At 46.1% G+C, this 6,649-nt stretch carries 6 protein-coding genes; 5 read left to right on the forward strand and 1 reads right to left on the reverse strand.

Annotated elements, in window-relative coordinates:
- Nucleotides 1–40: 40 nt before the first annotated feature.
- The gene (gene psb29, locus C7B77_RS20895) at nt 41–745 is read right to left on the reverse strand and encodes a photosystem II biogenesis protein Psp29 (protein ID WP_106309364.1); all 705 of its coding nucleotides are present in this window, start codon (nt 743–745) and stop codon (nt 41–43) included.
- Nucleotides 746–1,019: 274 nt separating this feature from the next.
- On the opposite strand from psb29, the gene C7B77_RS20900 reads away from it, so the two are divergent.
- The 5 genes from C7B77_RS20900 (at nt 1,020) to C7B77_RS20920 (ending at nt 6,521) form a co-directional block, all read left to right on the forward strand.
- Complete coding sequence (locus tag C7B77_RS20900) at nt 1,020–1,733, forward strand: tetratricopeptide repeat protein (RefSeq protein WP_106309349.1); 714 nt, start codon at nt 1,020–1,022, stop codon at nt 1,731–1,733.
- 203 nt (nt 1,734–1,936) lie between these two features.
- Entirely contained in the window at nt 1,937–2,398 is a 462-nt protein-coding gene (locus C7B77_RS20905) for an Hsp20/alpha crystallin family protein (protein WP_106309352.1), read from the forward strand.
- A 462-nt stretch (nt 2,399–2,860) separates the two neighbouring features.
- Nucleotides 2,861–3,394: a hypothetical protein gene (locus C7B77_RS20910; RefSeq protein WP_106309355.1), complete on the forward strand. Its 534-nt coding sequence runs from the start codon at nt 2,861–2,863 to the stop codon at nt 3,392–3,394.
- A gap of 250 nt (nt 3,395–3,644) precedes the next feature.
- The gene (locus C7B77_RS20915) at nt 3,645–4,307 is read left to right on the forward strand and encodes a Coq4 family protein (RefSeq protein WP_106309358.1); all 663 of its coding nucleotides are present in this window, start codon (nt 3,645–3,647) and stop codon (nt 4,305–4,307) included.
- A gap of 288 nt (nt 4,308–4,595) precedes the next feature.
- Nucleotides 4,596–6,521: a S9 family peptidase gene (locus C7B77_RS20920; RefSeq protein WP_106309361.1), complete on the forward strand. Its 1,926-nt coding sequence runs from the start codon at nt 4,596–4,598 to the stop codon at nt 6,519–6,521.
- The last annotated feature ends 128 nt before the right edge of the window (nt 6,522–6,649 follow it).

The raw sequence follows: 6,649 nt of genomic DNA on the forward strand, positions 1-6,649 counted from the left end.
TTACTCATCCACTCATCCACCCATCCACCCATCCACCCCTTTACTCCGCCTCAGCCGCCACAGTAGCTTCTACCTTCCCCTGCGCGCGTTTTTCACGTTTTTTGCGTTCGGCTTCGGCTAAGTCGGCCATGACTGCTTCCATTTGGACTAGTTTATCTAGATTGCTACGGTAGGTATCTAGATCTTTTTGGGCTTTGTCTTTGGGTAGGTGCAGTGCTTCGGCAATTTGGAGAATCGCGGCTTCGCGTTTTTTCTCGTCTTTGAGTAAGTCTGGTGCTGCTTGTTCGAGAATTGTAAATAGACCGATGCCAAATAAGCGACTGTACTTAAATTTGGGATTGCTGGCGATCGATTGGAGGGTATTTGCTAGTTGCGCTCCCATGCCGTCGGCAGTGGGATGAGCCATCCACTCGATAATATCGCCACCTTGCATACTGCGGGCAAATTCTTCAACTGCGGCGGCATCGGTGCGATATTGTTGGGCGTTACCACCCATGGATTGACATAGAGCGACAAAAATCGATTGTTTATCTCCTTCAGGACGATAACTGGTCATGAACCGATCGAAGCTGCTGACTACACCCAGCGCATAAATCGGATCGTAGGCAAAATCAACATTAGTAGAAAGCAAATGCATTTCTACCATTAATTCTTCTACCACCCGCCGATAAATCGAATTAATCGGGCGTGTATGTTGGGAGTAGAAATTACGCTTGGTATCGGAAACAGTACTCTGGTTATTCACCGTGCTCAAAGAAGGTTTAGTTAACAATACTTAATTATCATCGATCGTCTACACAATACGCAAAGATTGCGATCCCCAGATCGATTCTTTTATGGTAGCTTTGCTGGCTCAAATTGGCTATAAAGGTTACCCACTGCGAGTAGTCGGCAATTAATAGCAGATAATAAATCGATTTTAGCTAAATCTTTGTGCGTTTGTGCCGATATCGTGGCGAGATCTACAGGGCATTCTGGTAATAACAGGATTATTCGTAGAGATAGGAAATAAGATTAAGATGGCTGGAAATCATAATGTGACCGCATGGTTATTATTCGGGACGATCGCGATCTCCACTATATTTCCGCCACAAGCTAGTTTGGCATTCGCACTCGATCCCACCACAAGTCATGCTAGGGTGGAAGTTCAGCCTGCTGAGGCGATCGAGCATTACCAGCAAGGCTTAACGGCTGCGGCTGCGGGCAATTTCAATCTGGCGATAACTAATTTCGATCGGGCGATCGTCCTGGATGCTCGCTATTTCCAAGCTTATATCGAACGTGGCAATGTCAAGGATGCTGTAGGCGATTTGTCGGGGGCGATTGCCGACTATACTACGGCGATCTCGATCGATCCTAAATTTGCTACAGCTTACTACAATCGCGGGACTGTATCGGCAAAAAACGGTCGTCATCCTGAAGCTATTAAGGATTTTAAAAGGGCGATCGCACTCGATCCTCGCTACGCTCCAGCGTACATGAATTTGGGCAACGAACTAGACGACCTGGGCGATTCGGCTGGCGCGCTACAAAATTACGATCGGGCAATTTCGATCGATCCTAAATATGCTCTAGCTTATCTAAATAGAGGCATCGCTCACGAACGTGCTGGCAATCGGACTCAAGCCATTGCCGATCTTCAGTTTGCTGCGAATTTATTTAAAGCCGCAGGTAATCTCGATCGCTATAATCGCGCTCTTAGAATGATTGCTAATCTACGCGATCGGGTTTAATTGCGATCGCTTAGATGTACGGTAAAGTACACTCTAATTAGGCTGAGAACCGAACGCGTAGAGGTTGAGGCTTTTGTTATCTTAAGATTAAGTTGAAATCGATAACTGATGTAGCTCTAATCATCGCTCGTCAGTCGGCAAACCGAAATCGATTCAATGTCTAACTCATTTAATTATCGTACTTAAATCTGAGACGTAATCTTATGACATTAGTTCGTTGGCAACCTTTGAGAAATGTGACTAGTCTGCACCGAGAAATGGATCGGTTATTTGAAGGTTTAACCGATGCGCCTGTAGTAACTCTGCGCGATCGGCGCAATGTCGATGCGGCGGCTTTTATGCCAGCAGCAGAGCTAAAAACCGATGCAGATAATGTCTATCTACAATTGCAAGTACCTGGCCTCAAACCTGAGGAAATCGACGTACAAGTTACGGCTTATTCTGTAGTTGTCAGCGGCGAACGCAAAGAAGAACAAACTACCGAAGAAGGCGGTACCAAGAGATCGGAGTTTCGTTATGGTAAGTTCCATCGGGCGATTAATTTACCTGTGAAAATCGATCGCGATTCAGTCCATGCCAAATACGAGAATGGCATCCTGAAATTAACTTTACCCAAGGCTGAAGACGATCGTAATAAAACTGTCAAGGTTGGTGTAGAAGCTTAATTTTTAACTTTTTTATCGCTAGATCTTTACAGTCACAACTCTGACTGCCTGACACAAGTAGTACAAAAGCAGATAGAGAGAAAAAAAGTCGAAAATCATGCGAAGCTAAAGTTACAAATGCTCTAGCCCACACTTATACGAACGGTTAGATCTCCTTATATAGTCTGCTTGATGCGAATCGCGCTGAGGTTTCTTCAGCGCGATTTTCATTCACAATCATTAGGATTCTCTATCAAAATATCCCTCTTTTGTCAATCTCTCAGAGGTTGGAATGAGGTTAGATAAATACCCACAGAATTTTGACTCATTGACGCTAAAGGCTCTCTATTCAATCTTCACAGTTATACGTCTAGATCGATCGAATGGATCTTTACATAACCTAATTAAATCTCTAGCAACGTGAAAGAGATCCATCCATGACGTTCGGACGTATTAAGAGATAGTCTCTAGCTTTAATCCCAGATGTCTCAATTTTTTACTAGATTCCTACAACTTACGCTCTGTGGGTTAACCAGCCTTGCGGTTGTAAATACATTGCCAGTCGCGGCTGAGTCGGCTCCCCAAGCAGAAAATATCGGTTATCAGAATAATGGCTATATCGGGATCGGGAGTGCGATTGGATTAGGCGGTAATACGACTGCGCTCGGTACGGATGGCGTAGCCATTCTGACGAAGGTAAGATTTTCAGATAACTTTTCCTTGCACGATGCGACGATCCTGTTTGGTGGGGGAGCCGCCACTTCAATGATTATCGTCAGTGCCGATTTTCCAATTCGTAACAATGCTGGGCAAACTATTATCTCGCCGTTTATTGGTGGCGGCGCGATGCTGCGCTACGATCGAGGTTTGTTGATTAGTCCCGCAATTTCTGGCGGCGTCGATATTCCCGTTTCCCAGAATTTTACAGGTACAGTTAGGCTCAATGCAGGTTTTCCAGACAATCGGAATGCAGATGTCGGTATCCTCGCTGGGGTTGGCTACAATTTCGGGAATTGAATCTCTAAATGGATCTGTAGGGGCGGGTTTATGCTAGCAAATATCGATTGTACTGTTCGAGATCGAACAAACCCGCCCTCTCCCACTAGAAGATCTCAAATGTTTTATATAATGCACACCAAGCAGCGGAGGTGCAAATTCCATAACTGAAATTGCAACTAATAAAGAACGTGTTGAGATCCATTTATCCAACCAGAACGTATATAGAAATATCAACTCCAAAATCTAAAATCTCTAACAATCTTTAGCTATGTTAAATACGCTCCAAAAACCAGAAACTTGGCAACAATCGATGCTCTCTAGCGTTATTGCCATTACCGAAGCAGCAGATGGTGACTTCAGCAAGATCGATCGACTCGTAGCCGCCAGCCGCGATCCTCACAGCACAGATCTCACCATCGAACACCTGGCTCGATCTCCCCATAGCCGCATCGCCTTGACGAATCGTCGCTCATTGGGATCGATCGATCTCAACGCTTTACACCAATTACCGAGCGATACTTTAGGCTACTATTATGCCGACTATATGCTCCGCCATCAGCTCCAACACCTGGTAACATCACCTGCAACTACTGAAGCCGAATTTATCGACAACCACATGCGCGAAACCCACGATATCTGGCATGTAGTGACGGGTAGTTCGATCGATATGCACGGCGAGATTCAGTTGCAAGCATTTTGTGTTGCCCAACTCCAATTATCGCGGTTTTGGATGGCACTAATGACCAAAAATCTGCTCAAAGCCTCAATATATAATATCGAAGCCGCCGATGGATATCTAACAGCACTAACGACTGGTTGGATGATGGGTAAAGCCGCACAACCCTTATTCGGTGTCGATTGGTTATCGATGTGGGAAATGCCACTCGATCGAGTCCGAGCATCTTTAGATATTAAATTAATTAATAATTGATAATTGATGATTAGGATGTTAGGGTTGGGATTTAAACCCCTGTTCTTTATTAACGCAGCATAAGCTTAGTTGCTGATGAGGCGTTGCTAATTTGCGGCTCGCGCTCCCCTCTCCCTGCTGTCAATTGTAAATATCGAGGCTGCGGATTATACACGATCGGTTAGAATTCTTGTAGGCGAGTTTTGGGTCAGTACTATGCGCCTAGTCGTGCAAGCTCAGTTGTACTGACGATTTCACACGGTGAACGTTGCACGAACGATCTTACACTACTCTCAATCGATCGCCACTATGCAACTTGCTCCCTTTGGTTCGTGGAAGTCTCCGATTACGGCGGATGCGATCGTCGCAGATACGATCGGACTTGGTTCGATCGTCATCGATGGCGCAGATATTTATTGGTTGGAAGCTCGTCCCCAAGAAGCTGGACGCAGTGTCATTGTTAGGCACACCCCAGACGGTAAAAATACGGACGTGACGCCGCCAGAATATAACGTGCGCAACCGCGTGCATGAGTATGGTGGTGCAGCTTATACCGTCGTCGATGGTTGCGTCTATTTTAGTAATATCAGCGATAACTGTCTGTACGTCCAGGATTTACGATCGGAGCAGCCACAGCAAGTTAGACAACTCACCCACGACAAAAAGAAACGCTATGCAGATCTGAGTGTCGATACCGTGCGTCACCGATTGATCTGCGTACAAGAAGAACATGATTCGGCAGACTTAGAACCATTAAATACGATCGTCAGTATCGATCTGAACAAACCAGATGATATCCAAGTCATGGCTGGTGGTTGTGACTTTTATGCTGCGCCGCGATTGAGTCCAGATGGGAGTAGGCTCGCTTGGTTAAGTTGGAATCATCCCAATTTGCCTTGGGATGGCACTAATTTACAAGTTGCCAATATCGTTAACGGTTATCTTGCCGCACCATCATTGATTGCTGGCGGTGCGAATCAAGCCATCTTTCAGCCTCAGTGGGCTGGAAACGATACATTATATTTTGTTAGCGATCGCACGGGTTGGGGCAATCTCTATTCTTGGCACGGTAGCACAGTTAAGCCCGTATGTGAATTAGATGCCGAATTTGGTCTCCCCCAATGGGTATTTGGGATGTCAACTTATGCACTAGTAGGCAATCGCATCGTTTGCACGTACAGTCAACGCGGCGTCTGGCATCTGGCGATCGTCAATACCCTCAGCGGACATCTGACGCGGCTGCATGTGCCGTATACAGATATTAGCAACGTGCGCGCGGTTGGTAATTCAGTAGTTTGCACTGCTGCTTCTACAACTCAGGCCAATGAAATTATCGCCATTAATCTACTGACAGAAACGCGAGAAATTCTCCAACGTTCCAATCGCTTAAAAATCGATCCTCGCTATCTCTCGATCCCTGAGTCGATCGAATTTCCCACTACCGATGGGAACACTGCGTATGCATTTTATTATCCACCGACCAATCCCAACTATCAACCATTACTCGGCGAGAAACCACCCTTACTCGTCAAAAGTCACGGCGGGCCTACCGCAGCCACTTCCAACCAACTCAGCCTCAAAACCCAATATTGGACGAGTCGCGGTTTTGCAGTAGTAGATGTCAACTATGGTGGGAGTACTGGCTATGGCAAAGCCTATCAACATCGTCTCGATGGCAAGTGGGGTATTGTCGATGTCGATGATTGCACCAATGCCGCACTCTATTTGGTGCAGCAAGGTTTAGCCGACGCCAACCGATTGGCAATTTCGGGAGGGAGTGGGGGCGGTTATACTACTCTATGCGCGCTGACCTTTGGCGATACCTTCAAAGCAGGTGCGAGTTATTATGGCATTAGCGATTTAGCTTTACTTGCCAAAGAAACACACAAATTTGAATCTCGCTATTTCGATCGATTAGTCGCTCCCTATCCAGCTCAAGCCGATCTTTATCAAGCGCGATCGCCCCTCTATTTTACCGATCGACTGTCCTGTCCGATCGCCTTCTTTCAAGGATTAGAAGACAAAGTCGTCCCGCCAAATCAAGCAGAAATAATGGTAGCCGCACTTAAAGCCAAACATATTCCCGTTGCTTATGTTACCTTTGCCACCGAACAACACGGCTTCCGTCAAGCCGAAAATATCAAACGCGCCCTCACTGGCGAGTTTTATTTCTACGCTCAAATCTTTGGCTTCGAGCTAGCCGAAGAAATCGAACCCATCCAGATCGATCGTTAGGATGGAGTTGGGAGTGCGGAGTTGGGAGTGCGGAGTTGGGAGGAATTAGTTTGTTGGCAAAGATTGAAAACTATACCTTGGCTCGACAACACTGTCACCTTGACTCGACAACACTGTCGATTTAATGT

It is taken from the genome of Chamaesiphon polymorphus CCALA 037 (assembly GCF_003003845.1).
GTDB lineage: Bacteria > Cyanobacteriota > Cyanobacteriia > Cyanobacteriales > Chamaesiphonaceae > Chamaesiphon > Chamaesiphon polymorphus.

Excerpts from the sequence above, each read along its gene's own strand:
- C7B77_RS20900 (WP_106309349.1), top strand. The coding sequence starts at position 1,020 with ATGGCTGGAAATCATAATGTGACCGCATGGTTATTATTCGGGACGATC.
- C7B77_RS20905 (WP_106309352.1), top strand. The coding sequence starts at position 1,937 with ATGACATTAGTTCGTTGGCAACCTTTGAGAAATGTGACTAGTCTGCAC.
- C7B77_RS20910 (WP_106309355.1), top strand. The coding sequence starts at position 2,861 with ATGTCTCAATTTTTTACTAGATTCCTACAACTTACGCTCTGTGGGTTA.
- C7B77_RS20915 (WP_106309358.1), top strand. The coding sequence starts at position 3,645 with ATGTTAAATACGCTCCAAAAACCAGAAACTTGGCAACAATCGATGCTC.
- C7B77_RS20920 (WP_106309361.1), top strand. The coding sequence starts at position 4,596 with ATGCAACTTGCTCCCTTTGGTTCGTGGAAGTCTCCGATTACGGCGGAT.